General features: G+C 53.1%; 27 protein-coding genes and 3 pseudogenes. 12 read left to right on the top strand and 18 right to left on the bottom strand.

Features of this window, described 5'->3' with window-relative positions; all coding sequences use genetic code 11:
- Nucleotides 1-13: 13 nt before the first annotated feature.
- Together AAC01S_RS06145 and AAC01S_RS06140 are read right to left on the bottom strand one after the other, a co-directional pair.
- Nucleotides 14-1,096 (bottom strand): sensor histidine kinase, encoded by a 1,083-nt coding sequence (locus tag AAC01S_RS06145; protein WP_067620448.1) that lies wholly within the window; start codon nucleotides 1,094-1,096, stop codon nucleotides 14-16.
- The gene (locus tag AAC01S_RS06140) at nucleotides 1,093-1,794 is read right to left on the bottom strand and encodes a winged helix-turn-helix domain-containing protein (RefSeq protein ID WP_067620445.1); all 702 of its coding nucleotides are present in this window, start codon (nucleotides 1,792-1,794) and stop codon (nucleotides 1,093-1,095) included. The genes AAC01S_RS06145 and AAC01S_RS06140 overlap by 4 nt, the downstream gene beginning before the upstream one ends.
- Before the next feature lie 137 nt (nucleotides 1,795-1,931).
- On the opposite strand from AAC01S_RS06140, the gene AAC01S_RS06135 reads away from it, so the two are divergent.
- The gene (locus AAC01S_RS06135) at nucleotides 1,932-3,578 is read left to right on the top strand and encodes a multicopper oxidase family protein (protein WP_083511570.1); all 1,647 of its coding nucleotides are present in this window, start codon (nucleotides 1,932-1,934) and stop codon (nucleotides 3,576-3,578) included.
- 552 nt (nucleotides 3,579-4,130) lie between these two features.
- On the opposite strand, the gene AAC01S_RS06125 is transcribed toward AAC01S_RS06135, so the two are convergent.
- From AAC01S_RS06125 to AAC01S_RS06110, 4 genes and pseudogenes are all read right to left on the bottom strand, one after another.
- The gene (locus AAC01S_RS06125) at nucleotides 4,131-4,775 is read right to left on the bottom strand and encodes a hypothetical protein (RefSeq protein WP_157071073.1); all 645 of its coding nucleotides are present in this window, start codon (nucleotides 4,773-4,775) and stop codon (nucleotides 4,131-4,133) included.
- Between the two features lie 140 nt (nucleotides 4,776-4,915).
- Entirely contained in the window at nucleotides 4,916-5,461 is a 546-nt protein-coding gene (locus tag AAC01S_RS06120) for a TlpA family protein disulfide reductase (protein ID WP_067620432.1), read from the bottom strand.
- 18 nt (nucleotides 5,462-5,479) lie between these two features.
- Nucleotides 5,480-6,194: pseudogene (locus AAC01S_RS06115) on the bottom strand (cytochrome c biogenesis CcdA family protein).
- Nucleotides 6,195-6,198: 4 nt separating this feature from the next.
- Nucleotides 6,199-6,774, bottom strand: coding sequence for a TlpA family protein disulfide reductase (locus AAC01S_RS06110; RefSeq protein ID WP_067620429.1), 576 nt, complete (start codon nucleotides 6,772-6,774; stop codon nucleotides 6,199-6,201).
- Between the two features lie 265 nt (nucleotides 6,775-7,039).
- Between AAC01S_RS06110 and AAC01S_RS06105 the strand changes: the two genes are divergently transcribed.
- A complete protein-coding gene (locus tag AAC01S_RS06105; RefSeq protein WP_067620426.1) occupies nucleotides 7,040-7,270 on the top strand; it encodes a hypothetical protein in 231 nt (76 codons plus the stop codon).
- A gap of 268 nt (nucleotides 7,271-7,538) precedes the next feature.
- Nucleotides 7,539-8,312, top strand: a complete 774-nt coding sequence (locus AAC01S_RS06100) for a YwmB family TATA-box binding protein (RefSeq protein ID WP_067620423.1) — start codon at nucleotides 7,539-7,541, stop codon at nucleotides 8,310-8,312.
- A 26-nt stretch (nucleotides 8,313-8,338) separates the two neighbouring features.
- Here the strand turns inward: AAC01S_RS06100 and AAC01S_RS06095 are convergent, their stop codons facing one another.
- The gene (locus AAC01S_RS06095) at nucleotides 8,339-9,334 is read right to left on the bottom strand and encodes a multicopper oxidase family protein (protein ID WP_067620420.1); all 996 of its coding nucleotides are present in this window, start codon (nucleotides 9,332-9,334) and stop codon (nucleotides 8,339-8,341) included.
- A gap of 151 nt (nucleotides 9,335-9,485) precedes the next feature.
- Between AAC01S_RS06095 and AAC01S_RS06090 the strand changes: the two genes are divergently transcribed.
- The 3 genes from AAC01S_RS06090 (at nucleotide 9,486) to AAC01S_RS06080 (ending at nucleotide 12,475) form a co-directional block, all read left to right on the top strand.
- Nucleotides 9,486-9,782, top strand: a complete 297-nt coding sequence (locus AAC01S_RS06090; protein WP_067620579.1) for a metal-sensitive transcriptional regulator — start codon at nucleotides 9,486-9,488, stop codon at nucleotides 9,780-9,782.
- 64 nt (nucleotides 9,783-9,846) lie between these two features.
- The gene (locus AAC01S_RS06085) at nucleotides 9,847-12,195 is read left to right on the top strand and encodes a heavy metal translocating P-type ATPase (protein ID WP_370670811.1); all 2,349 of its coding nucleotides are present in this window, start codon (nucleotides 9,847-9,849) and stop codon (nucleotides 12,193-12,195) included.
- Nucleotides 12,196-12,268: 73 nt separating this feature from the next.
- A complete protein-coding gene (locus AAC01S_RS06080) occupies nucleotides 12,269-12,475 on the top strand; it encodes a heavy-metal-associated domain-containing protein (RefSeq protein ID WP_067620414.1) in 207 nt (68 codons plus the stop codon).
- Between the two features lie 97 nt (nucleotides 12,476-12,572).
- On the opposite strand, the gene AAC01S_RS06075 is transcribed toward AAC01S_RS06080, so the two are convergent.
- Nucleotides 12,573-12,824, bottom strand: a complete 252-nt coding sequence (locus tag AAC01S_RS06075; RefSeq protein ID WP_245630100.1) for an SHOCT domain-containing protein — start codon at nucleotides 12,822-12,824, stop codon at nucleotides 12,573-12,575.
- Between the two features lie 81 nt (nucleotides 12,825-12,905).
- Between AAC01S_RS06075 and AAC01S_RS06070 the strand changes: the two genes are divergently transcribed.
- The 3 genes from AAC01S_RS06070 to AAC01S_RS18700 are packed head-to-tail and all read left to right on the top strand — an operon-like array spanning nucleotide 12,906 to nucleotide 14,165.
- Nucleotides 12,906-13,199: a hypothetical protein gene (locus AAC01S_RS06070; protein ID WP_157071072.1), complete on the top strand. Its 294-nt coding sequence runs from the start codon at nucleotides 12,906-12,908 to the stop codon at nucleotides 13,197-13,199.
- Entirely contained in the window at nucleotides 13,199-13,654 is a 456-nt protein-coding gene (locus AAC01S_RS06065; RefSeq protein WP_067620408.1) for a multicopper oxidase domain-containing protein, read from the top strand. Before AAC01S_RS06070 ends, AAC01S_RS06065 begins: the two co-directional genes overlap by 1 nt.
- Nucleotides 13,548-14,165: a hypothetical protein gene (locus tag AAC01S_RS18700; RefSeq protein ID WP_083511568.1), complete on the top strand. Its 618-nt coding sequence runs from the start codon at nucleotides 13,548-13,550 to the stop codon at nucleotides 14,163-14,165. The genes AAC01S_RS06065 and AAC01S_RS18700 overlap by 107 nt, the downstream gene beginning before the upstream one ends.
- Before the next feature lie 112 nt (nucleotides 14,166-14,277).
- Here AAC01S_RS18700 and AAC01S_RS19700 read toward each other — a convergent pair whose 3' ends face one another.
- The 10 genes and pseudogenes from AAC01S_RS19700 to AAC01S_RS18685 all read right to left on the bottom strand — a co-directional run.
- Nucleotides 14,278-14,967: a class I SAM-dependent methyltransferase gene (locus tag AAC01S_RS19700; RefSeq protein WP_067620405.1), complete on the bottom strand. Its 690-nt coding sequence runs from the start codon at nucleotides 14,965-14,967 to the stop codon at nucleotides 14,278-14,280.
- A gap of 83 nt (nucleotides 14,968-15,050) precedes the next feature.
- Nucleotides 15,051-16,715, bottom strand: coding sequence for a mercury(II) reductase (gene merA / locus AAC01S_RS06055; RefSeq protein ID WP_067620402.1), 1,665 nt, complete (start codon nucleotides 16,713-16,715; stop codon nucleotides 15,051-15,053).
- A 22-nt stretch (nucleotides 16,716-16,737) separates the two neighbouring features.
- Nucleotides 16,738-17,409 (bottom strand): cytochrome c biogenesis CcdA family protein, encoded by a 672-nt coding sequence (locus AAC01S_RS06050; RefSeq protein ID WP_067620399.1) that lies wholly within the window; start codon nucleotides 17,407-17,409, stop codon nucleotides 16,738-16,740.
- Nucleotides 17,406-17,636 carry a hypothetical protein gene (locus AAC01S_RS06045; RefSeq protein WP_067620396.1) on the bottom strand — a complete coding sequence of 77 codons (231 nt, stop codon included), beginning with the start codon at nucleotides 17,634-17,636 and terminating at the stop codon, nucleotides 17,406-17,408. The genes AAC01S_RS06050 and AAC01S_RS06045 overlap by 4 nt, the downstream gene beginning before the upstream one ends.
- 101 nt (nucleotides 17,637-17,737) lie before the next feature.
- Entirely contained in the window at nucleotides 17,738-17,935 is a 198-nt protein-coding gene (locus tag AAC01S_RS06040) for a hypothetical protein (RefSeq protein WP_067620394.1), read from the bottom strand.
- Nucleotides 17,936-17,968: 33 nt separating this feature from the next.
- Nucleotides 17,969-18,307: an ArsR/SmtB family transcription factor gene (locus AAC01S_RS06035; RefSeq protein ID WP_067620391.1), complete on the bottom strand. Its 339-nt coding sequence runs from the start codon at nucleotides 18,305-18,307 to the stop codon at nucleotides 17,969-17,971.
- Nucleotides 18,308-18,328: 21 nt separating this feature from the next.
- Complete coding sequence (gene merT / locus AAC01S_RS06030; RefSeq protein ID WP_067620388.1) at nucleotides 18,329-18,625, bottom strand: mercuric ion transporter MerT; 297 nt, start codon at nucleotides 18,623-18,625, stop codon at nucleotides 18,329-18,331.
- 121 nt (nucleotides 18,626-18,746) lie between these two features.
- Nucleotides 18,747-19,072: pseudogene (locus AAC01S_RS18690) on the bottom strand (YnfA family protein).
- A 145-nt stretch (nucleotides 19,073-19,217) separates the two neighbouring features.
- Entirely contained in the window at nucleotides 19,218-19,640 is a 423-nt protein-coding gene (gene arsC, locus AAC01S_RS06025) for an arsenate reductase (thioredoxin) (protein WP_067620385.1), read from the bottom strand.
- Nucleotides 19,641-19,662: 22 nt separating this feature from the next.
- Nucleotides 19,663-19,884 (bottom strand): annotated as a pseudogene (locus tag AAC01S_RS18685) (ArsB/NhaD family transporter); the annotation flags it as partial.
- Between the two features lie 267 nt (nucleotides 19,885-20,151).
- Here AAC01S_RS18685 and AAC01S_RS06020 point away from each other — a divergent pair.
- The 3 genes from AAC01S_RS06020 (at nucleotide 20,152) to AAC01S_RS06015 (ending at nucleotide 25,259) form a co-directional block, all read left to right on the top strand.
- The gene (locus AAC01S_RS06020) at nucleotides 20,152-20,640 is read left to right on the top strand and encodes a hypothetical protein (RefSeq protein WP_067620383.1); all 489 of its coding nucleotides are present in this window, start codon (nucleotides 20,152-20,154) and stop codon (nucleotides 20,638-20,640) included.
- A gap of 498 nt (nucleotides 20,641-21,138) precedes the next feature.
- Nucleotides 21,139-22,563: a TniQ family protein gene (locus tag AAC01S_RS18680; RefSeq protein ID WP_169794017.1), complete on the top strand. Its 1,425-nt coding sequence runs from the start codon at nucleotides 21,139-21,141 to the stop codon at nucleotides 22,561-22,563.
- Between the two features lie 47 nt (nucleotides 22,564-22,610).
- A complete protein-coding gene (locus AAC01S_RS06015; RefSeq protein WP_067620380.1) occupies nucleotides 22,611-25,259 on the top strand; it encodes a TnsB C-terminal domain-containing protein in 2,649 nt (882 codons plus the stop codon).
- Nucleotide 25,260 lies beyond the last annotated feature (1 nt).

The following is a 25,260-nucleotide window of genomic DNA, read 5'->3' as shown; positions in this document are numbered from 1 at the left end:
ACCAACGTGGCGTTCATTTTGGCCAGGTCACAGTGAACGTCGATCCTTCTCCAACGCGACTTTCGACATGGATCGAGCCTTGGGACAGTTGAGTAAGCCGTTTTACAATAGCAAGCCCGAGACCGCTGCCGCCCGTCCTTCGATCCCGAGATTTGTCTACCCGATAGAAGCGCTCAAAAATATTGTCGATTTCCGTTTCTGGTATCCCGATGCCGGTGTCTTCAACCGATAAATAGGGTTTACCTTCCTGGATGCCAACCGTGACTATGATGTTTCCCCCATGGGCCGTATATTTCACGGCATTGTCGAGCAGGTTCCGTAAAATTTGTGATACATGCTGCTCTTCAACCGAGGCCCATACAGGAGCCCCGGACCAACGCAATTCCAATGTGATACCCGCTTCTGTACACCTTGGCTCGAAAAGCTGTACCGTAGACTTGGCAATCTCGGACAACTCCGTCTGCGGAACATCCGAGGTCGGTGTCGCAGGTGCGGTATCCGCCTCATAAAGCGTCTCTGCAGATGACACGAGAGCTTGAAACCGCTCGATCTCCTCCAAGCAACTCTGGAGCCGTTCCCGGTTCGGCTCCCACAGTCCGTCGTAAAACGCTTGGATATGCGAACGCAGGGTGGTCAGCGGCGTGCGCAGTTCGTGCGCAATGTCTTGCATGAGATCCTTCCGGAGCTGCTCTTGCTTGTCCAACTCCTGCGAGAGGTAATTCAGGGTGTTGGCAAGCGAAGACAGTTCATCATGGCCCTCGACAGGGATGGTCGTCCCCCACTTTCCGTGCGCAATTTCCATTGCCTGTGTCTGCATCACGGAGATTCGTTGAGTGATGGCTCGGGAGACCAATACCGCCACACCTGCTGTCGCCACCACGAATACCAAAACCGTCCACAGTAAACTCTGTGTGAGTGCCTGCTCGAAATGGGCTTGAATTTGTTGGGTCAACGACGGCGACACCGAATTGATTTCCGGACAGACCACCGACAGAAAGTGGCGGTGAACCTCAGCTTGAAGGATGAAAGCCAAGGCTACCAACATCGCTGACACGGTTATGAAGAATGCCAGAATGATCTTCTTTCGCAGACTCAATCGTTGTCCCCTCCAAACCGATATCCCATTCCATAGACAGTGTGGATGTACACCGGGTTTTTGGGGTCATCTTCAATTTTCGCCCGCAGATTTTTCACATGGGCGTCTATGGTCCGTACATCCCCCCGAAAGTCCAGTCCGAACACCCGTTCAATCAATTCTTCCCGGCTGAATATCCGCTTTGGATGGCGACTCAAGGTCGTGAGCAGTTTATACTCCGTAGCGGTCAAATCAGCGTTCACCCCGCCTTTGTACACCACTTGCTGCAGTGCATCGATGACCAAATCGCCATCCCGATATTCCATCCGATCCGCCAGTGGGTGGTCGAATTGTGTACGGCGTAAAATGGCATGAACTCGGGCCACCACCTCGTTCGGATTAAACGGCTTCGTCACATAGTCGTCGGCGCCAATTTGAAGCCCCTTCAATCGATCCTCATCTCTATGCTTAGCCGTCAGCATCAGAATGGGTACGGCCGAACGAGCACGTACCATGGTGCATACCTGTTCCCCCGGCAGATCCGGCAGCATGAGGTCAAGAATGATGAGTGACGGATTTATCTCGTCAAGGCGCTGTAAAACCTCCGTGCCCGTATAGACACAAACGACATCATAGCCGGCCTGCTCCAAATACAGCGATAACACATCAGCAATCTTCTTTTCGTCATCAGCAACCATGATGGTGTGTTGCCGCTTCATCTTCGTTATCCCCCGCAAACGTAACGATTTCTTTACGCTCCCCGGTCTTCATACCATCTTCACAATCGATCGTTACACTGGCAATGGTTCACTCACAACCGTTTGCGGGACACCATTCAGAGTTAGGAGTGTGTAACGTGAAAAAGCAACACGTTGTCCTTTACAGTGCAGCAGCCGTGCTTGCCATCGCCGGCGGCAGTGGCTATTATGCCTGGTCGACGCACAAGGTGTCGAATGCATCCATGTCGCCGCTGGCCCAAGCGACGAGTGCGAATGAAAAGCTCATCCCTGTATCCGCCTACGTCGCAAACCCGCCATCCGGGGCGCCCGTACAGTCCTTCACGTTGACTGCCCAGGAAAAGACCATCACCCTTAACGGAAAAACCGTCAAGACCATGACCTTCAACGGAACGGCCCCAGGTCCACTCCTGACGGTCCACCAGGGCGATCTCGTCGAGGTCACGGTCCACAACGAGCTCAGTGTCCCCATCACAATCCATTGGCACGGGATTTCCGTTCCCGGCTCCCAAGACGGTGTACCCGGATTGACCCAAGACCCCATCGCACCTGGCGGCAGCTATGTTTACCGATTCGTCGCAAGTCAAGCGGGGACGTACTGGTATCACTCCCACATCAACAGTGTTCAAGAGATAGGCCTTGGGCTGTTTGGCGGTATCGTGGTCCTGCCGAAAAACCAGGCGACCCCTGTACCGGACAGAGACTACACGCTGCTCTTACATGAATGGTCCACGTCCCCGTCATCGTCTGATAATGAGTCCATGGGGAACATGAATTCCATGAGCGGGATGAGTATGGGAAACATGGGTGACATGGGTAACATGAATATGGGTTCGCCGAAGCTGCGTACAAATGGCTTCCAAGTGACAGACATGGATAAGAGCGCCGTCGCTGAAATGGCGAACATGTACGATGCGTATACCATCAACCAGACCGCCAGCGGGCAAACCATGCTCGAAGCTAAGCCGGGACAGACTGTACGCCTGCGACTCGTGAATGCAGGCAACATGACACACCTTATGACGCTGGTTGGCACCCCGTTCAAGGTGGTCGCTATGGATGGACACGACATTGCAAATCCCACGCTGATTGAGAACGAACTTCTGCCGATTGGGGCAGCCCAGCGATACGACGTGGAGTTCACGATGCCAAAGAGCGGGATGGTCCATTTGGTTAGTGGGGACCCCAACATGACGGAGCGCATGCAGCTTCGGGCAACCATCGGCGATATCACGGCCTCCGGCGTGAGTTCCATGTCTGATATGCCCAACGTCCAAGCTGAACCGTGGTTTGACTTCACCCACTACGGCAACGGATCGCCCAAAGGGGTTCAGGCGTTCACATTAGACCAGAAGTTTGACAAGACATTCAACATGGACCTTGGCGTCGCCATGAACAACAGCGGCATGGTCTACACAATCAATGGCAAGGCATTTCCGGACGTACCACCGTTCGTCGTCAAGACGGGGGATACCGTGAAGGTCCACATTGAAAACAAGAGCGGGTACATTCACCCAATGCACCTCCATGGACACGACTTTCAAGTTCTTACCCGTGATGGCAAGGCCTTGACAGGCAGCACTGTGTATCTCGACACACTGGAAGTTCTGCCTGGGGAAACCTACGACATCGCCTTTAAGGCGGATAATCCAGGCCTGTGGATGTTCCATTGCCATGACTTGCATCACGCATCGGCGGGCATGGATGTTGTTCTGCAATATGCAGGTGTTTCGGATCCGTATAACATAAAGGCCTTGTCCGAATGATAAAATCACCCACCAACTCCGACTTCATGATCTTTCATGTGATAGTTCGCTGTACAGCGTCTCATTCCATGGGAGAGATGACTGAAGTCGGTGGGTGGCCATACGCCGGGTACGGCGGTTCAACACCTACACAAACAGCATGAAGTTGACGAACTTATTCATCAACACAACTCCTCATCTTCGCAGCTTCCTCGGTCAAGCGTGTCGCTGACACTGCATATATCTCTAAAAGGTACACATATTCAAGTGTCTGGAGTGCTGGCATTGTTGCTCATCACGAGCTTTGTCGGTTCAATCATCGGCTTTTACGTATGCTATCAAACCGTAGTCAAGATGCATTACGTGAGTAATCTCATCCGGATGCGAGTGTGTATGCTCAACAGTATGTCCCTGGCTTTCATCTTCGCCATGCTTATCGAATTGACAACCGGTAGCAAGAGTTTAGCCGTCGTTATCCCTGTGGTCACGGTCTGCCTGCCTATCGTGTTCATGATGAAACCCTTTAATGTGCTGGATATGGTTGAGGCCTGCATAGCAAACCTCATGAGCGTCTCAATGAGCGTCATGCTCGTTGGTATGGTCGATCACAGTGTTATTTGGGCCATTCAATGCATTCTGGTCCTCATTGAAATCATGCTGTATTTGGCCCTTCTCCGTAAGATGCGTTTGCGGTGAATCGGGCAATCCCTTTAGATCCGCAATGCCCTCGATGACGAGGGATCCCGCAATGACTCCGATGAATAGCCATTGCGCTGGACTGAAGACGAAAAGCACCGTGGTACGTAAAGCAAGAACAGAGGTTACGAACAGCAAGGCCTCAAAGGCGGCCCATAAACGCTGAGGATGAGCTACCAACTGAGCACGTTTTCGCACCGCCCACAGCAACAATAAAATTGCCCCAATGGATCGAAGACTGAATTCCAAGCGGAACGGATTTATGTTCACGACAGCAAGATAGGCAAAGAAAAAGATACTGCCAATCATGGTACCCTCTGCTGCTACGGCAAACGCTCTTCGTCCCAACACCCTCGCTGTATGGAGTCCATACAGCAGGTACAGCATGGCGGCTAAGATCCCAACGAGCCATCCATTCGTCCCAGACCCTCCGAGCATTGAAAAAATGTCGTCCCTCAAATTGGGGCTTGGATGAAAGATCAACCCGGCGACAAATTTGCTGAAAAAAATGTACACCAGCACAACACCGGACACCCGGTCTTTGATGGCGTCCGTAACGGGATCATTGTTCCCTACGGTTCTCAAGTACACCCAAGCACCAAGCCCACCGACGACGAGGGCAATCCAAACGGACGGGATTCTCTGAAGCAATGAATACAACATTACTCTGTTATCCTCTGAAGTTGGTCATTCAGGTTTTGGGCTGTGATGAGACCAACATTGACATCGGTAATAATACCTTGCCGGTTGACAAAGAATGAGGTGGGGAACCCTACAATGTTGTACTCCTGCAATACCTCGCCGTTTTTATCGAGAGCCACGGGCCAGGTTATACCATAGTGTTTTATGAACTGTTCCACATCCGGCATATTGTCCTGGGAAGTGGCATTCACGCTGAGGAACACAACCTTGCTACCGTATTGTTTGTATGCCTTCACAATGTCCGGTGTTTCCTCCTGGCAAGGCGGACACCACGAAGCCCAAATATTGATGAAAATAGGCTTGCCGATGAGGTCCTTTGTGTCGATTGTTTTATTATCCGGGTACTCCGTCAAAGTAAAAGGCGGCATGCGATACCCTTGTTGTGGGGCAACGGGAACATTTGCAGCAGCCTCTGGGCTCTGCTTCTTGAAGCCAACCATTCCGACACCGACGATCAAGGCCCCAATCACAACGGAGAGCAACGTCCACTTGAGTGGTTTTTTCATCCTCATACCTCCCAAGGATTAGAATCCGGTAAATCCCCCGTACAGCTTGATAAGCCACACCGTGATCCGAGACATACTGTTCGTGAGAAGCAGTACCCCAAGCAGAACCATGATGTAGCCGCCAATTTTCGAAAGTATGGCGCCGTACTTTGCCAACTTCCGTACAGACCCTAGCGTCAATCCCAGAATGAAGAACGGAATGGCGAATCCCACGATGTATGCGGTAATGAGTGAGATACCCATGGCACTCTCCGTTGCGCTCATCACCAATACAGCGGAAAGAATCGGCCCAATACACGGAGACCAACCCGCCGCAAAACTAATGCCAACCAGTACCGAGCCGAGGTAACTGGTCCCCTCCCCTCGGAATTCCCACTTTTTCTCCACCATAAGCCACTTAGGTCTCAAAAGGCCGCTGAGCGCCAGCCCCATCACGATCACGATAATGCCACCGACGATTCGGATGACATTTCGATAACCAACAAATAGCTGACCAATCAGGGTGGCCGATAATCCTAAGGCCAGGAAAATGATTGAAAATCCGATGATGAAAAACACCGTGTGTCAGTGCCCGCAAGCGATGATTGATCGTTTGCTCACCGGATTGATTGAACGTAACGCCTGAGATGTACGAGATGTAGCTCGGGTACAGTGGCAGACAGCAAGGGGACAAAAAGGAAAGTACCCCTGCAAGGAAGGCTAACCAAAGCGTTGGATGCGTACCTAACGTCAACTCTTCATCCACCCTCCTCTACGAAGCCCCGCTGTCTCTGCGTAGGATGACATCTGCAACCCGCCGCCTTGGCATAGGAAAGCATCTGCGATTCTGCCAGCGGTCCGATCAAGTGGCTCATCACAGCTCCGTCCGCTGTGATAAAGAACGTTTCCGGCTGTCCTGTTACTCCGTAGCGGGAGGACCATTTGTCATCCGGACTTAGCACGACCGTGATGTTACTCGGTATGTGGTATTTGGATACATACTGTTGGACCATAACTGGCCCATCTCCCCGGTCGATCATCACGACGTGAATGTCATTGCCATACTGCTTCGCAAACGAAATTAAGTCCGGAGTCTCTTCAATACAGGGTTGACACCATGTTGTGAAAAAATTGAGCAGAACTGGTTTCCCACGTAACGCCTCAAGAGAAAAGGATTGACCTGAAACCGTCCTTTCTTGAATGTTGGGCGCCGTGTCCCCTATCCCAACCGGGGTGTTGAACCGACTGTATTGCACAACCAAGTAAATAAATCCGAGAAGGATTACACCGGCGACCGTAAAGATGGTAGCGCCACGCCGAATGTCTTTCTGCATGGAAACACCCTGCTATTTAAACTGTTGATGATCTCCAGTGATGACCTTGACTTTTAGGTTACACCTCGATTTTGAAGAAAGTATGAAGTGCAACGACAACCGTCGAATCTTCCCAGGGTGTCTCGAAATTCATATTTTCTTCATAGTGCTCAACTATAGTTTTGGTGACACGCCTTGCCCCGCCTACTGTGCTAGAGGCACATGTGTTTTAGCAAGAAAAGATCAAACCTCGGACTAGACGACTCCGTTTTTAGGAGGGATTTCGATGAAATTGAAGAAGCTCGTGGCGATATCCGGTGTAGTTGTGGTTTTTGCGCTCGCAGGATGCGGAGCAAGCGGAGGAGCCTCCAGCAATTCCAGCGGCGGTATGGGCAACATGGATATGTCTAACGGAACGATGAACATTACCAACGGAACTATGGATATGGGCAACGGGACGATGAATATGTCCAACGGAACTATGGACATGGGCAATCAGACAAATTCAACAAAGTGACCAGAGAAATGCGAAGGCCCGAACGACTTGTATGTAGTAGGGTGAGGCGGCGGTCGCATAGCCACCTCACCCCTTTTGTCTTTTGATACTTTGCTCACGAAGACAGTTTACAAAAGCCACTGCCGCCACGATGTCACCATACCATTCATGCCGTCATTTGAAGTGAAAAATGGCGGCCACTGTGTCCCCTGAGAAAGGCGATCCCGGTATACTCTGGCCTCTCTTTGTAAAAGATAGATTTAAGAGGCTTGCACCGGAGTGAGATGACATGAAACGAATGATCGTATGGGTAGTCGGTGGCGTCTTGGCATTCACAATCTTCGGCCACGTGTTACCGGCCATGGCGAGTAACTCTGAAGCGCCTGTACCCCGAAAAGAAGCGGAGTATCTTACGCAGAGTTTTAATGCGACTGGTGCGAAGGCAACGAGCTTTGTGATCCACGACTACAGTACCGTAAACCAACAGTTCATGTCAGTCTCCGATTTACAGAACCTTTCCGAGACGATCGCATCCGAGTTTGGACTTACGAACGTTAAGGCTGGGAAGCGTGTGGGGCAAGACAAACACATCATCGAACTTAGCAGCACATGGTCTACAAAGACGAGCCTGTCGATTGTCCTGAGCAGCTTTCACATGACGGATGGCATGCCAGACTCAACGATACTTGTCCTTCGGGCAAGAAACGAAACAGGCAATGTAGCTGAACTGGCGCCTCAGATGTCTGCAGTATCGACTGAATTGCGGCGTCTACACATATCGCCACAACTTGATGCTTATATCACCGGGCACGTCAAACCCAAACTTTCGCAGGAGCAAACCGATCATGTCATTAGCAAAGCCTTTGTCGCAGTGAAGGCCGAGAGGACGGAGGGCCTATCGTCCACTCTTGTGACGAGCATTTCCGGATACTCCTCGGAAGGCCCAACATATATTCTATCAAACGGTAAGAAGATGAATCTCCAAGTGGCATTACACTGGGACGGATATAATCACCAGACGAACGTAATTGTAGGGACACCCATCATCATTGACCCGTATTAAGTCTGGTGCCCCTAGACAAATCACCGTTAAACATACCTCACGACTGTGAACATTCCTCCCATTTCCGTTTTATGCTCATTCGTCGTATGGTGAGGCTTATGACAATGAAACGCCCATGTACCCGGATTGTTCGCTTTGAATTCGATATCCCACGTCTCCCCCGGTGCCACATTAATCGTGTTTTTGAACCACGGCACCGGAATGTTGCTTCCGTCACTGGCCACCACTCGATATTCATGTCCGTGGAGATGCATTGGATGTGAGTCCATGCTCAGATTCCCAAGCCGGATCCGTACATTTTCTCCATAACGAACCCGAAGAGGTTCCGTTTCGGGGAAAACCTTCCCGTTCATCGTGAAGTAATTGAAGTCCATGCTCATTGGATTGATGTCAAACACTTGCGGGCTCCCGTGGCTGTCTCCCGTCATCTGGTGAACCATTGGTACTTCCGTTGAACCCATCTTCATCGAAGATTGAGCAGTGTCCATTTTCATACCGCCCATATTCATGTCCGTCCCTGTCTGAACGGCCCACTCCTGAAGCAGAATGATGTACTCCCGATCCGTGGTCAGGTGTGACGGAAGTGAGACAATCATACCGGCCAGTCCCATCATCTCTTGCTTGGCGTCCATCTTATGGGAGTGGTACATAAAAGTTCCGCACTGATGGATGACAAAGTCGTAGACGTATGTCTCCCCAGGCTTTACGACAGGCCCAGCTCCGATTCCCGGCACACCATCGACTTCGCTTGGCACGATCAAACCATGCCAATGGACGGATGTTTCTTCCGGAAGACGATTTGTGAAAACGATCTGAACTCGGTCGCCCTGATTGACGAGTATTACGGGTCCAGGGGTGGAACCGTTATAGCCCCACGCTCGGATCGTCACACCACTCATTAACGTCTGTTCAACAGGTTCAGCCACCAGACGGAATCGCTTTACACCGTGATGCAGACGATACGGAAGAAAGGCCAGATTGGGTGCGACCAACTTGGTCCTGCCAATCCGTATGGACCGCATGATGGATACCCCCTTTCACCAGCTCAGGATATGCGACGGGGTAGACATGTGCCCGCCCAATGAAAGATGTCCGTAAACGTTTGTGTTGACAATAATACCATACAGGGGTATCGTGTTCGTGAAAGCTGTAAATGAAAGCGAGGCGTTGACGATGGGCAACGACCATCACAGCCACAGTTACGCCCCCAAGAAGCAAGACCTACAGCGACGGCTGAAACGCATAGAAGGGCAAGTCCGGGGGATCCAAAAAATGATCGAGGAAGACAGGTACTGTGTCGACATTCTCGTCCAGATAGCTGCAATCAAAAGTGCTGTCCATCAGGTCGGTTTGTCGATCCTGGAATCCCATACAAGAGGCTGCGTGGCAGATGCCATATCGAATCACGCAGACGGCGATGAAAAAATTGATGAGCTGATGGAGGTCATTCGGCAATTTACGAAGTCATGAACTCGCATGTAAAGGGGTGTACAGAGTGCCTGAAGTCTGTGAAATCACATTGCCTGTGGAAGGCATGACATGTGCAGCCTGTGCCGCTCGTATAGAGAAAAACGTCTCTAAACTCCCTGGTGTCAAAGAGGTCAACGTCAACCTCGCATCTGAGCGAGCACGTGTTGTCCTTGATGGCAATACGACGTGGAAAGACGTTGTGGAGAAAATCGAAAAAACCGGTTACAGCGTTCCGACGAGAGAAGTGGAGTTCAACATCGAAGGAATGACCTGTGCCGCTTGCGCCGCCCGGATCGAGAAAGTGGTCAGCCGGCTGGATGCCGTGAAATCAGTCAACGTCAATCTGGCGTCAGAGAAGGCGCACATTTCCTTTGTTCCCGGCGTGATTCAGGAGTCGGATTTAATTCGGGCGATTGAGAAAGCCGGATATGGTGCAAAACTGGCGTCCGAGACCGGCGCTGAGGAAGAAAAACGCAGAAAGCGACAGGAATATAAACGGGAGGTCATCAAGTTCTGGGTGTCGGCCGTCATAACGGCTCCTCTCGTGATTCAGATGTTTGTCATGCTTTTTGGCGGTATGGCCTTTATACCGAACTGGGTAAGTTGGCTTCTGGCCACCCCCGTTCAGTTTTACATCGGCTGGCGATTTTATAAAGGGGCTTACCATTCGCTTCGTGGTGGCGCCGCCAACATGGACGTGTTGGTTGCCCTCGGCACAACCGTGGCCTATGTGTACAGCGCTATCCTGACCATCCAGGGTCGGCCAGACGTTTACTTCGACAGTTCCGCTACAGTCGTGACACTGATCTTTATGGGCAAGCTTCTTGAAACGAGAGCCAAAGCGAAATCCAGCTCTGCCATCGAGGCACTCGCCAAACTCGGCGCCAAAGTGGCGCACGTCCTGCGTGACGGCCAAGAGATCGATGTTCCAGTCGAGGAATTGCGTGTCGGCGATATCGTACGAGTGCGCCCAGGCGAAAAAGTTCCGAGTGACGGCATCATCAAAGAAGGCAACACAACCATTGACGAGTCTTTCCTTACGGGTGAATCTCTTCCGGTCGCCAAATCTCCTGGGGATCCAGTAGTTGGCGCCTCCGTTAATCAGACCAGTGCATTCACCATGGAGGTTACAAAAGTAGGCTCAGATACTGCGCTGGCTCAGGTGATTCGGCTTGTGGATCAAGCGCAAGGTTCCAAAGCACCGGTGCAGCGATTGGCTGACAAAATCTCTGGCATCTTCGTCCCGATTGTGCTTGCCATTGCCTTGGTGACTTTGATTCTTTGGGGCATCTTCGGCGGCTGGTCTCATGGGCTAATCGCTGCTGTAGCGGTTCTGGTGATTGCATGTCCCTGCTCTCTCGGGCTTGCTACACCGACAGCCATCATGGTCGGCACTGGCCTGGGTGCAGAGTCCGGGATTCTGATTAAAGGCGGAGAGCACCTCGAACTCGCTCACAAAGTGAACACAGTGGTTTTCGACAAGACGGGAACCATCACATCAGGTAAACCGCAGGTGACCGACGTTTGGACCGTGGAAAGCGTCTCAGAGCAATACCTCATCAAGATAGCATCAGCACTCGAGTCGCTGAGTGAACACCCGCTGGGTACAGCGGTCGTGAAATACAGTAAAGAGCAAAACGTGGCGATCCCGTCAGCTTCCAGCGTTCAGGCGATTCCCGGCAAAGGAATCGAAGGCGTGGTTGAAGGACGAACGATTCGCATTGGAAACCGCAGATGGCTGAGCGAGACTGGTGTCACCTCATTCCCTGAGGAGACCTTGGTGGAATTCGAGAACGCCGGAAAAACGGCGATCATGGTGGCAAGCGATGAAAAGTTGCTCGGTGTGATTGCGATCGCCGACACCATCAAGCCGGATGCAAAGGATACCGTACGACAGCTCAAGGATATGGGCATTGAAGTCTGGATGATTACTGGTGACAACGAACGAACAGCGAACGCTGTCGCTGCACAAGTGGGTATTCAAAACGTGATCGCTGGCGTCCTCCCTGCCGATAAATCGGCGAAGGTCAATGAGTTGCGGAGGGACGGACGAATCGTTGCGATGGTTGGAGACGGCATCAATGATGCCCCTGCCCTGGCGGCAGCCGACATCGGGATCGCCATGGGTACAGGCGCAGATGTGGCACTCGAAGCCGCAGATATTGCGCTCATGCACGGAGGTACCTATGGTGTCGTGGATGCCATTCGGTTGTCGAAGGCGACGATGCGGAAGATTCGTCAGAACCTGTTCTGGGCGTTCTTTTACAACGTACTCGGCATCCCGCTGGCGGCGCTGGGTGTCCTCAGCCCCGTCATCGCCGGGGCGGCCATGGCGCTCAGTTCTGTGAGCGTCGTATCGAACAGCCTGCTGTTGCGCCGCTTGAAGCTCGGAAAGGAGGTGCATGCGGCGTAGAGGACGACGTATCGACTCCAACACAGACGGACGACCTGAACATACAAGGAATCACGAGAGGAGAGGATGTCATATGGCGACGGCGACCATCACTGTCAAGGGTATGACCTGCAGCGGCTGTGTAAACTCCGTCACCAAAGCGCTCAAAGGCGTGGAGGGTGTGCAGGAGGCGAACGTGGATCTGCAAGGGCAAAAGGCCACGGTCACGTTCGACGAGGCGAAGACCAACGTGGCCAAGCTGAAAGAGGCCATCGAGGAAGCCGGATACGATACAGAGTGACGATCGATTCGTGCGGCGGACAGGGAAGGTTTGGAGGGTTTGCCCGCCTCCCTCCCGCCGTATGGTCATGTACGGCAAGTGAAGGGACCCATCCGTCTCATCGCTCCTGCAGGTCTTTGAGGCGCTGCAAGTATTCGTCCCGGTCAATTTCACCACGGGCGTAGCGTTCTTTGAGCAGTCGAACAGCGTAGTCATGCTCTTTATCATTTTGGCCAGTAGCTCCTCTTCTGATCACTCGAACGATGGCCCAGATGACGAGCAGGATCCCGGCAATCAAAATCAAGACGGAGAATATCCAGTACAGGCTCATGACCCCGAACCCCATCATGCCCATCCCGTTCATCATCATGATTGCGTTTCCCCCTAACAGTTTCGACCTGCCCATAGTGTAACGCACATGTGGCATAATAACCCATGAGGTGGCAATGTGGTGAACGACAAGCGAATCACCCGGCGTGAATTTCTGATGGCCTTGGGCGGCCTGGAGTTGATTGGCCTTGGCAGCTATCCGTTCATTCGCTCTCTTGTGCCTGGCAGTCCTACCCCTCTGGTGCTGCCGCAAAGACCCACGATCCCGTGGAACGGGACCGTCAAATCCTTTGTCCTCAACCTGTCACGGGGAGATGTGACGCTTCGGGATAGCCGCTGGTTCAGCGGATATCTCATCAACGGCCAGTTCCCCGGCCCCGAGATCCGTGTCCGAGTAGGCGACAAAGTCGGGTAATGGTGAACCATCATCTCGACCAACCCACCACGCTGCACTGGCATGGGGTGAATGTCCCTTCTCCGATGGATGGCGTACCGGGTATCTCCCAGGACCCCATCATGCCCGGACAGTCGTTTACGTTCGAGTTTGTCGCCGGTCCCTCCGGCACTCGCTGGTATCACTCGCATGTGTTTGAAATGGATCAAATCCCGAACGGCTTGTTTGGCGCCTTGATCATTGAACCTGTGAACGGTACGGAGCCTTACCCTGCAGACCGTGACATGACGCTCATCCTGTCCACGTGGGGATACCAATCCAACCCCGGATTCGATTACGGCATGCAAGCGAGCGGTGGCATGGGTTCAAATGATGATGGGGGGCGGGACCATGACCTCCTCCAGCCTGGGATTGATCCATTTGATGAACGGGGACATCCCGGCGGCCTTGGCCTCCGTCGCCGTACACGCAGGTGAAAAACTTCGCCTTCGGCTCGTCAACGCCAGCGCCTCCGAGTCTTACTGGTTGACCATGGACAAGGGCAGCTTCCTGGTGACCCATACGGACGGAAATCCGCTGGACACCCCCATACCCGTGAGTGACTTGTACATAGCCCCGGCGGAGCGATACGACATTGTGGGCACGCCACCACAGACAGGAAAGTGGTATCTGCGCTCCAAAATCGGCGGCCAGGAAGTCATGCGAATTCCCTTTTATACGGACGGACAAGTGAGTGCAATGCCTTCGTCGGCACCCTCATGGTCCTACACCAGTTCCTCCACCGAAACCGGTTCTTTGGCAAAGGTCGATCAACACTTTGTTTTGACGCTCAGCGACGGGATGATGATGGGGCCAAGCTGGACCATAAACGGTGCCTTATCCAAACACTGCCCCTCTGCGTGTAGGCAAAGGCGACCGGGTGCGCATAGAAATGCAGAACATGAGCATAATGGAGCATCCCATTCATCTGCATGGGCATTCGTTTGAAATCACGAGCTTCAATGGCAGGGTCTTGGCACGACCACTGGTGAAAGATGGATGTAAAACGTCCGGAACGATAAGGAGTATGATGGCCAATCATATCGGAAAGGGACACTCATCACGGTTGGGTTTTATCCCATCGAACAACAAAATAACCTGCGCCCTGGTGTTGGGCATCACGCTCCCGTTCCAATCGCATGGCGGTGTCAAATACCTGAAACTCATCCGGTCCAACATACAATCCGAAACGAACCTCGGAAGGATGAAAGGGCAACGTACCTGACAACTCTTCAACCGAAAAGAATCGGGCGTACCGATAGACACTTGCAGGATCTTGTTGACCACGCTCCGTGTACTTTTTTGCCCAGGCCCCAAATCGATTGATGCAACCGACAACCAAGCGGCCGCCAGGTTTTAAGACACGGAACCCCTCACGCAGTGCAGCGGCAGGATCTTGAATGAACTCCAGTACGATGTTACAGATCGCCAAGTCAAACGTGTTGTTGTCGAATGGAAGGCCAAGCAGGTCGGCTTGCACAAAGGTGACGACATTACACTGTTTCCTGCGTGCAACCCCCAACATCTTTCGTGAAACATCTACACCCACGACCGAAAGCCCCAAGTCGCTCAACCAATACGTGTAGGAACCTGTCCCGCAACCAAGGTCAATGGCCTTTTCCCCTTGCTTCGGCCTCGCCGTCGCAGCGATAATTTCATGTTCGACCACATCCACGAAGTGACCGAGCGGAGTGCTGCAAAAATCATCGTACGTGCTCGCTGTCTCGTCAAATAAGGCTTCCTCCTTCATCGACTTCACCCCCCTTCGTTCCAGTCACTTTCGCCTTACAGTTATGGGCAGACATTGCGTCATCGTTTCTTTTCAGGGAATCTTTACCCCGCACAACACGACAGCTTCGCCACATCCTTGTCAAATGTCAGGGCCGCCAGTTTCAATCCTTCCGCCATCGTCAAGTACGGCGCCAGGGTCGACTTCAGATCCTCAATCGTCAGACCGAACTTCACAGCCAGCACTCCGGCGTAAATCACGTCCCCGGCGTTCTCCGCCACCACGTGGACGCCGAGCAGCTTACGGGTGCGGGCATCCGCCACCAGTTTGATCACCCCCGCCGTGTCCCGATTCACCAGCGCCCGTGGCACTGCCTCAAGCGGCAACACCGAGGTGAGGACTTCATACCCTTTCGATCTCGCCTGCGCCTCGGTCATTCCCACCGTGGCAATGGCAGGCATGGTGAACGTCACCGCCGGCACCACCGTGAGATCCACCTTACGCTGTTCGCCTCCCAGGGCGTTTTCAGCCGCAAGCGCTCCCTCATACGCCGCCACGTACACGAACTGGGGCCCCAGCGTCACGTCCCCGGCGGCGTATACGTTCGGATTGCTCGTCCGCAGATACTCGTCGACCAGCACCTCGCCCCGGCTGCCGACTCGCACCTGAGCTGCCTCCAGGTTCAACGCTGCCGTGTTCGGTGTTCGCCCCGTGGCCACCAGCAGGGCCTCGGCTTCCACAACCTGCTCCTGCCCATTCACCGTGAGATGAACCCGTTTCACGTCCCCGTGTTGTTCCACCCGTCGATACGTGACGCCCGTCAGGATGCGGATACCGTCCAGGCTCAACGTTAGAGCGACGGCCTCGGAGACCTCCGGATCGTACGCTTTGAGCAGCCTGTCGCTTCGCTGCATCAACGTGACCTCTGAACCCAGGCGGTGAAACATCTGCCCGAGTTCCATGGCAATATAGCCGGAGCCCATCACGGCCAGACGCCGTGGGACCTCCGTCAGCTCCAGTGCCGTGGTGCTCACGAGGTAGTCCACATCCGCAAGCCCTGGAATGTCCGGCACGGCGGGTGATGCGCCCGTGGCGATGAGATACCGGCGGGCCCGAATCTTGCGGCCGGCGACCTCGATGGTCGACGGGTCGACGAAGCGGGCCTCACCCCGAACGAGATCGAAACCGTATTCGCCGATGAGGTCGACATACTTGTTCTGCCGCAGTTCCGCCACCAGTTCGTTTTTGGCGCCGACCAGCTGGTGCATATTCACCGGCCCGGCCGATGTCTGGAGGCCTGGGAACGGGTTGTGGGCGGCCAGGTGGTGGATTTCGCTGGCCCGAAGCATGGTCTTCGACGGTACGCAACCGATGTTGACGCAGGTGCCGCCGATGGTGCCCCGCTCGAACATGGCCACCTTGGCCCCAAGAGAGACGGCTTGGATGGCGGCGGAAAAGGCGGCCCCGCCCGAGCCGATGATGCATAGGTCGTATTCGTGGTCGCCGCCACCGCCCTGGACAGGCCCTCTCAGGCTCGGTGATCCATCGAGGATTTCGGCCTCTCCAGGCTGATACCCCGAGTCGGCCACGGCACGTTTAGCCTCCTCGAGGCGAGCGGGATCGATCTCAAACGTCGCCTCTGCCCTGCGAAAGTTTGCCGAGATATTCTCCGCACCAACACGCTGCAGGGCACGTGTCACATGCTCCTCGCAACCGGTACAGGTCATGCCCTGCATGGCCAGTCGAACCTTTTGCTTTTCATGTTGCATCTTGACAGCACCTCGTTTTCTGTCACACGCCTTGTCCCAGATGGACGTAGGGCCACCAGTAGATCACCAGGTAAACGCCCGTGGCCAAGGTGATCAATCCGCTCAAACGTCCCATCCAGCGAGCCCCGGCCCGCACCCACTTGCCGACCAACTGCTGCAAGATGGTGGACGCCAGGGAAATGACCGTCACCACAAAGTCCATGCTCAAACCGTACAAAATGAAATCGGTTAGGCCTCCGGCCAGTCCCTCGCTGTGAAACGAGGAGAGGACCAGTACGGAGAAGAGCGGCGACGTACAACCAAGCGACCCGAGCGCATACGCAATCCCATACAGAAACACAGACCATGACGTGCCTGGCTTGTGGTTCCAATCACCGCCAATGTGGAACGCCAGTCCGCCCTTGCCAAACATCATGAGTGTGCCCAATACGACGAAGAGGGCACCAATGCTCTCCGCAATCCACGCCACCGCTTTCCCCAAAACCTCGGAGAACATCACCGACACCATTCCTGCCAGTAGGAACACGGTGAAAAACCCAGCGGTCATCACCAGCCCGGCCCACAGCCCATCCCACGCACGGCGCTCACGCCCCGCAATCAAGTGAACGATGTAAGATGGGAGCATGGCCACACCGCACGGGTTGAAAGCAGCCATCATGCCAGCACCGAGAACGACGGCGAGATCCCCGTTCATGCCAACACCTTCTGCAACTGTACCGCTGTCGGTGCGACTCCGTCAAAGATGACGTGGTTGTGGTACAAGACCACCACCGTGTCCAGCTCCGTTACGTGAAAGCGCTCGAGCAGATTCGCATCCGTCGCCAAGACGTACTGCCAGTGGGTGTTCGCTGCCTTTGAAAACTGCTGTATGGTGACCTGATTATCGGCCTGCGGCTCCACATCGATAGAGATCGGTTGCACACCCGGCGTGTTCTGAAACTTCGCCAGGGTGGTTTCCGTTGGCAGGCAGACCGCACACGACGTGGTGAGAAAATGGAGGACCGTCTTCTCGTTCGGATCGATCAGAATCCGCTTTCCCCCGTGTCCACGAGAGTCAAGTCGCTAACGGTTGTCCCGGTTGTGGACTGACCGTTTGTCGCCACCGCTTGCGCAGACGGCTGTGGTGCAGAACCCGATAAGGCATGTCCAAAGTGAGTGAACCCATAGGCGCCTGCTCCGAGCAACACCACCAAAGCGCCACCTAACCAAAGCCTGCTCATTCTTATCCACCTCCCACTGAACGCCTGGCACTGTCACATCCGGGTACAGCAACGGATGTGTTCGGCATTGTCCGCCACAATGGACTTGGCCAATTGAAGGATGGTCCGCACACGCTCGTCCGAGATCCGGTACAGCACGTACTTGCCCTCCTGGCGAGAGGTGACGTACCCGCACCACTTGAGGCAAGCCAACTGGTTGGATACCTGGCTCTGCGTGGCGCCGGTGGCCTCCACCAACTGGCTGACATTCTTCTCGCCGTCCAGCAAAATCTCCACGATGCGAAGCCGTGTTGGATTGGACAGCCCGTGAAAAAACTTCGCATAGATTTCCGTCTGAACTACCTCTTCCGGCTGAAGCTTGAGCTGTGCCATGTGTGGGTTCCTCCTCAGCGCTCATTCTGCGGTGTCTGCGGGTTCGGTTTGTGTTCGGCAGGCCCCACAGGACCCGTGGCTACACATTCTCCCTTTTCTCGATCCGACGAACATACCGAGCCCCATCAACAGCACCATCCCGCCCAGGATGATGTACCGATTCGCCGTCAAGAACGCCCCAGCCGCCGTCAGACCGAACGCCGTGAGCAGCACCGGCAGCCCACAGCAGAGGATGGCCGCAATCGGTATTCCGAACAGTGCCCAAGACGAACCAGAGGAGCACGCCGGCTTGTGCGAATGGTCATGCGGTTGTTCCATCGTATAACCTCCCCCACACATCGTTTATATATTATGATAACCAAATATTTTACATCGTCAATACGAACGTTACCGTGTTTGCGGTCAGTCCCCGATTCCGTCGTTCATTGACTGCCGAGGCTCACTTCGATCCCCACAGCATCACGCCGACTCCGACGAGACAGATTGCCGCCCCAATCCAATCCCTCACGTGAGGTGCCTCCTCTCGCAACCCACCAACCCCACAGCAGAGACATCACGATGAACACACCTCCGTATGCTGCATACACCCGGCCGAACGACGAGAACTCCTGCCGGGTGGCGATCACGCCGTATAAAAAAGAGGACGGCCCCGCCCGCAAGACCGACCCACAAGGGTTTTCCGCTGCGCAGCCACAGCCACACCAGGTATCCGCCACCGATTTCTGCTAGTCCAGCAAGCACAAACAGTAGGTAAGCTTTGTGCATCTAACCACCCCCGTTCAGCAATAAGAGTCCGCATCCCTCAAGTCAGGATACGGACTCCCGCTGTGAACAAATCTTTCCTACCCATCAACCAGATCGCTTCCCGGCAGTCCAGTGCTGAGTGCGCACCCGGTCATTCAATTCGATTTCATTCTGACAGTTCGTCGAGAAACGTTTGAATCCGATCCCGGATGGCATCCCGGACCTCCCGAATCTTTGCTTGGAACTGGTCTTCCGTTCCCGTGGCCTCGGCTGGATCTTCGAATCCCCAGTGCAGACGCTTCACATAGGGAGGAGTCATCGGGCAGCGATCGTTGGCATCACCGCACAACGTGATAGCATAGTCAGCCAGGTTCAAAATCTCAAGATCAATCAACTTGGATGTGTGGTGCGAAATGTCCACGCCGGCTTCCTTCATGACGGACACAGCTCGAGGGTTCAATCCGTGCGCCTCCACGCCGACACTGTGGGCTTCAATTCTGTCCCCGCCAAGGAGTCTCGCCCATCCTTCCGCCATTTGGCTCCGGCACGAGTTTCCGGTGCAAAGAAAATACACAATTGGCCTTTTCATTCCACAACCACCTCCTCAAGTGTCACCCCACGAGTACCAACCAGACATACAGCCCGGTCAGGGTCACGAACAACGTGGGAATCGTGAGCACAACCCCAGTCCTGACGTATCTTCCTCAGGTGATAGTAACTCCCTTCTTGCTCAGTACGTGCAACCATAGCAGGGTAGCAAGTGATCCAATAGGTGTAATCTTGGGTCCCAAATCGCAGCCAATGACGTTTGCATACCGGCGTACCAGTCCATGGATATAAAACTATCGGTATTAACGACATAAAAAGTGTCGGGATTCTCGATTTCCTTTGACCATTGATCCCACCGTGGGCCGGCCTTGTCTGCAACTCCTAGCTCTGGATGACTATTTGCACGACGAGAGCATTGACACGGGTCACCGTGCACAGTGGTAAAATGAACCTGGAAACATTCCAGTCGTGTGATGTCGTGTGATATTGAGTTGGAAGCTTGACAACCGGGAATGGCCTCCTTAACCCTGTTACGAAAGGAGATCCCGACTATGGACAAGTTACGGTCCTTGATTGCTGAGTTCATGACGGCATTTGTAAATGCAGGCGGGTTGAAACAGCTCGGCGTCCCGGATGGAGATGAAATAGAGGTCACGCGCGTCCTAAAAGTGATGGGTGAATGGGTGGATCAGGAGCCGGATAAGAAGTTTGTCTTCACGCGTGATCAATTGAGGCGATGGGAGGAGCATTGTGGCAATTTAATTAAACAGGGCGTGAAAATTGGACACGAATTAGGTCGCATTGAGGAAGCTCGGCGGATTGGACAGAAACTTATCGCCTCGTACGGTATGTCACCCGAGCAGGCGTCCGAGGTTACCGGGATTGAGATTGGGGACCTCACATTGCAGGACGAGACGTTGAGTACCGAGGAGCGGGAGCTAAAGATTTTGGAACGAGTCAACAAGGCAATGACTCGTTTGGGACTCAGTCCCATCCCGGAGGATTCAGACTGGAGGCCGGATTCTTGGCAGCAAAAATGAACATCGCGTATTGAAGTATTGAATAACAAGAAGAAATACATTTTATGGAAAAACCATCCCGCCGGAACTTGAACTAAAGACGAACTCGACATCCAGGCGTGATTCACCAACTTAATGCTTAGCTTGAACACAATGTGCCTCCGTACTCCGCACATCCTCGTTCAAAAACTGGTGAATATCGTACCCACAGTCAGGCTCGGATGACAAGATAAATTCACGTGAGCCGGACGCCGACGGTTCTCAGAGCAACCACCTCGAAGTTCGTCTTCAGACTGGGCATAAAGCCCCGTGAGAAAAAGCTCCTAAAGTACTAACTTTAGGTGGATATCACTGTTTAATGTTGTCTGAATATTTTACCACATCCTATTGATTTTACAAGTTGCAAAACAACGTATTTTTTACTCTTCCATTCCTCCGGTACAGAAAAGCATGAGGTTCTATAATTGCCTCAAAGAGTCATGCCCGATAGATGGAGTGGAAAGGACAGGTGTTGGAACAATGCAATTTGATTCCGATACTTGGGAATCACTACCGATCCCAACACGATCGATGCTGTACGCTCTGAAGCCCATAACAAGCCCACGACCGGAGAGCCTTACCAGCTATGTCAACCGGCTCGTATACGAGCACGGCATGAACATGGCCATATTTCTTGCTTCTGTATGGGCACCTGCTGTAGACAAGAAATACTTGAATCGCATCACGGCCAACGGCGGAACGCGCTACTTGGCACATAGCGTAGCCATGAATGGAGTCGGCCAGAGCACCCGCGAGGCAATTCAAGTATTGTCGAGGCTCACTCACGTCGTCGGTCTGGAACAACTGACCTTCTATCCGTGGCGCCACGTTTTGTCGGTTCGAAACTTGTTACGAACGAAACGCGCATGGTGCCCGATGTGCTATGACGCATGGCGAGCAACCGGACAGATTACGCATGAACCACTGTTGTGGTCTGTTCAAGTCGTTACAATATGTCCTCGTCACCGCATACAACTACGCGATACGTGTGTGTGTTGTGGCAGACAACTTTACCACTGGGAGCGTTATGTACAACCGGGATTTTGCAGGTGTGGCCAATGGCTGGGATCGACGGAAGTCTCCAAGACGAATGCGATGTCGTCACCAAACTTTTATGAAAACATTCAACCAGACATTGCGACGTGCGTTGATGAGATGATTCGATTTGCAGTAAACAATCCAAATGTTACGGGTGCACAATCCACTTCGGATATTTTACGCCGACTCTTGGTGTTGACCGACGGCAATTGCGCTAAGCTCGCACGAGAAATTGGCGTACCAAAAAACACGCTGTGGGGTTGGTATTGGGGGAAATCGCGCATCCCACTCCCAACGTTAGTGCAAATCAGCCTTCGGCTCGGCAAATCGATTGCGGAGATTCTAACCGATGAAATACCGCATGTGCGATCCGATTTATCTGTGAAGAAAAATATTAGGCTTATCCGCCCATTCAGAAAGCGAAGTAACACCAATCACACCAATCAGAACGAAACAGCACGAGCTTTGGAAGAAGCTTTGACACGAATCCCCCCACCTTCTCTGGCGCAGGTCGCTCGGGAACTGGGCGTGAACCGACGACAATTGCGAGTGTGGCATCCGGAACTGTCGCGGGCTCTAAGCGCCCGGTATGAAGAAGCGCGTCGCAAGGCGTGTGATCACCGACTGAAGCACTTGAAGGAGGTCATCACTGACTGTGTGGCCGACCTTTATGCCACAGGCATATACCCAAGCGCGCGGGCAGTTGAGCGGACTCTGGGGAAGCCTGGTCTGTTACGAGAGACTTCTGTTCGAGACATATGGAGACAAGCAAAAGAAACTTGTCTTCGTAACGACAACGCAATAGGTCCAAGTGCAGATCAAAACGGCGACATTACGCGCGTACTGGTATCCTCGTTCACAAGATAACCTGACGCCATGAATGGCGTCGTCGGACATGCCCGGAGGTGTCCAACGTGTTGTCGGAAACGGAATTTCGTAACTGGGCAACGTCGCTCAACTTGACACCACAAGCTATTCGGCTGATCGAACAAATTCGCACATCAAATCCAGTTCGTATCATTCATGACGGTCCCTATAATACTCCTGGCCGGTATAGCAGCAAAAAGATGGGGCTTACCATCCAGGCCGAGAGCCATTCCGTCGAACGCAGTGCAATCTTGATTTACGAACATGATCCTGACGTACTGGAGTATTACGACCAGCCATGCCAAATCAAACTGAACTATGTTCGAGCCAATGGCACTAAAGCTGGGATATGGCATACCCCGGATTTCTTCGTGATTCGTAAACACGAGGCTGGCTGGGAAGAATGGAAGCCGGACGAACGGCTTGAAAAGTTAGCGGAGAAAGAGCCAAACCGTTACTGCCGACAGGGTCGGAAGTGGCTATGCCCGCCGGGCCAAGCTTATGCTGAATCCTATGGGCTTTATTATCGATTACGCGTGAAATCCGAGCTCCACCCGATATACTTGCGAAACCTGGAATTTCTGTCCCATTATCTACAATACCCTTATACCGTTCCCGGATCCGTGAAAGATCGGGTTCTATCTCATTTGTATCAGAATCCCGGAACGACGCTGTATGAGCTTCTTGCGACATCATCGGACATCCCTTCCGATGCCGTTTATACTCTGATTGCGCAAAATGACATTTACATGGATTGGTACGCAGAATGCTTGGCTGATGCGGAATATGTGCACCTCTACCCCTCGAGAGACGTGGCCGAAGCATTGACCATTCTCACCTCGGAGTCGACACCACCGCGTGTCCCCCTGCAAATTTCTCTGACAGCGGGTTCGGCCATATCCTGGGATGGTATCGTTTGGACCATATTCCATGTTGGACAGACGGAAGTCACGTTACAGCGAGAGGCGAGTGACGACTTTCGCATCCTGAAAATCGACGTCTTCGAGAAACTGGTCGCGAGGGGATCGATTACCGGGGTGCCTCTACAAGATGCACCCGTGAATCACTACTCTTCCATACTCTCAGGAACACATCCGGACGCGCTTCGAGAAGCATTGAGGCGTTACGAAATCCTTAAGCAATACTGGAAAACGCATAACAATCCGGATCCTAACGTTTCTCTCCGGACCATTCGACGTTGGGAAAGGGCCTTTCGGTTAGCGGAAGAGGTAACCGGGTACGGTTTTGACGGACTGATCCCCGGACATGCCCGGAAAGGCAACCGAACGAGGAAAATTCCCGAGGAACTGCTATCACTCATGCAATCCACGGTGGAAGAAACATACGAAGTAAGCACCAACCCCTCGATGTTCGCGAGTTACCGAATGCTTCAAGCGCGGTGTACGGAGGCAGGAATTCCTGCTCCAAGTTACGTCACTTTCGTGCGCTTTCTGAAACGTCGACCCAAGCATCAACAGGAGCGAAAACGCAAAGGGGAGAAAATTGCTATGCGGTATGAGGTATTCGAAGAGCATCTTGCCCGCGACACGCCAAGGCATGGGGATAGGCCCTTTCAAATTTGCCATATTGATCACACCCAGCTTGACATTCTCCTTGTTTCACGCCGGGGACAGGTTCTCGGTAGACCATGGTTAACGTTGGCGATCGATGCGTACTCCAGGCGCATCCTGGGTTTTGACGTAGATTTTGACGAACCGAGCTATCGGTCTCTGATGCGTGTGGTCCGGGACATTGTACGCAGGTATCACCGTATGCCGGATCAAGTCGTGGTGGACGGCGGAAAGGAATTTCAAAGTGTATATTTTGAACAGCTTTTGGCGCGGTTTCAGTGTGAGAAGACTAGCCGTAAGGGCAAACCGCGGAATGGCAACGTCATCGAACGTCTCTTTGGAAGTACCCATGCTGAGTTCATTTATCAACTGCAGGGCAATACCCAACTACTAAAAAATGTTCGTCAAATCACGGATGAAGTAAATCCCGAGCGTTTGGCAGTCTGGACCTTGGAAGCACTGAACGATGCTCTTGAGAGTTACTTTTTCACTGCATATGACCAGAAGCGTCATCCCGCTCTCGGACAAAGCCCGCGTGAAGCGTACGAAGTGGGCATTGCGATCACCGGAGAACGACCTGCCAGGATTGTGCCGTACAATCGAGACTTTGTCATCATGACGTGTCCTTCAACGCCCAAAGGCACATCCAAAATTGAACCGGGCAGAGGCATCAAAGTTAACGGAATTTATTACTGGAATGAAGAATTCCGAAGCGCCCGATGGGAAAACGAACGGGTTCCGGTTCGGTACGATCCGGACAACATGGGAATCGCCTTCGCATATCTGGACGGACGTTGGTTGGAGTGCTGTTCTTACCGGTATTCGGTGTTCCGTAATCGTACCGAGAAGGAGGTACGCCTAGCGGCCCGACTACACAAACGACTTTCACATCGGGGCTCCCCGACCCAACGACAGTTGGTTGACGCCATCCTTCAAGCTAAGGATACAGAGTTGGAGCTTCAACGGGCGAGAGATGAAGAGAGACTTAGAAAGGGACAGCCAACCTTTGATAACCGTATATCTGATTCGCCGTTGGTTGCAGGTTTTCCAGATACCTTACACCCAGAAGACCAGAGTCAGCATGAATTTGTGATTGAAAATTTTGATGAGATGGAGGATTTATGAT

Source organism: Alicyclobacillus acidiphilus NBRC 100859 (genome assembly GCF_001544355.1).
Taxonomy (GTDB): Bacteria; Bacillota; Bacilli; order Alicyclobacillales; family Alicyclobacillaceae; genus Alicyclobacillus; species Alicyclobacillus acidiphilus.
The sequence above is the reverse complement of the archived record's forward strand: the minus strand, read 5'-3'. Positions and strand labels throughout refer to the sequence as shown.